This is a genomic window from Mesorhizobium kowhaii, assembly GCF_042431665.1.
In the GTDB taxonomy this organism is placed as follows: Bacteria; Pseudomonadota; Alphaproteobacteria; order Rhizobiales; family Rhizobiaceae; genus Mesorhizobium; species Mesorhizobium kowhaii.
The window spans coordinates 1-827 of record NZ_JBHLYT010000159.1 but is presented as its reverse complement, the minus strand read 5'-3'; the positions used below and the strand labels follow the sequence as shown (position 1 = coordinate 827).

Annotated in this window: 2 protein-coding genes; one reads left to right on the top strand and one right to left on the bottom strand. The window is 60.3% G+C overall.

Annotated elements, in window-relative coordinates; all coding sequences use genetic code 11:
- Positions 1–526: transposase (locus tag ACFFNA_RS36765; RefSeq protein ID WP_378924939.1), on the top strand; the 526-nt coding region annotated here is incomplete at its 5' end.
- Between the two features lie 31 nt (positions 527–557).
- On the opposite strand, the gene ACFFNA_RS36760 is transcribed toward ACFFNA_RS36765, so the two are convergent.
- A partial coding sequence (locus ACFFNA_RS36760; RefSeq protein WP_378924937.1) for a hypothetical protein occupies positions 558–827 on the bottom strand: 270 nt, incomplete at its 5' end.

Below are 827 nucleotides of genomic sequence, written 5' to 3'. Positions count from 1 at the left end.
TGGCATGCCGGACCTTGGCGAGATCATGAAGCCTTTGCTGGCGGCGCGGCAAAAGCTGCGTGAGACATTCATGGCTCTCCACCGCAAGCTGCTATCGATCGTCCGTGACGACGAGGCCTGCCGACGTTTGATGACGATCCCCGGTGTCGGTCCTGTTACCTCGCTTGCTTTCATCAGCACCATCGATGTTCCGGCGCGCTTCAGCAACTCACGCGCCGTCGGTCCGGCGCTGGGATTGACCCCGGTCCTCAACCAATCGGGCGAAAGCCATCGCGTCGGTCGCGTTTCCCTGTGCGGTGACGGCATGATGCGGTCCCTGCTTTACGAAGCAGCCCAGGTCATGTTGAGCCGGGTGAAGAAATGGTCTTGGCTGAAAGCCTGGGCGATGAACGTCGCCAGGCGCCGCGGGCGGCAAAAGGCCATCGTTGCGCTCGCCCGCCGGCTGGCGGTGATCATGCATCGCATGTGGAGTGATGGCACCGAATTCCGCTGGACAAGAGAGAACAGCATTCAAGCCATGGTCTGACCACGCCGAGAATATCGACATTGAGCCGGTATCAAAAGGAGACGATAAAGTTCCGCCCGCCGGTGGAGAAGACGTCCTTCGCGGGACGATGGATGAGGTGAGTTCGCTTGGGTTCTTGTGCCGATCGCACCATCGCGGTCAGGACGCGCGACAGATTGGGCCGCCTCATTCTACTGATCCCATCATGGGAGGGCCGACGGCCGATCCCGAAGAGAAGCAAGGACCCGCGAAAGACGTCAAACACCCGCAGAGCGGAAAGCTCGAAAGCGCTTGACCTCAACACGCCGAATAGAGAAGAACC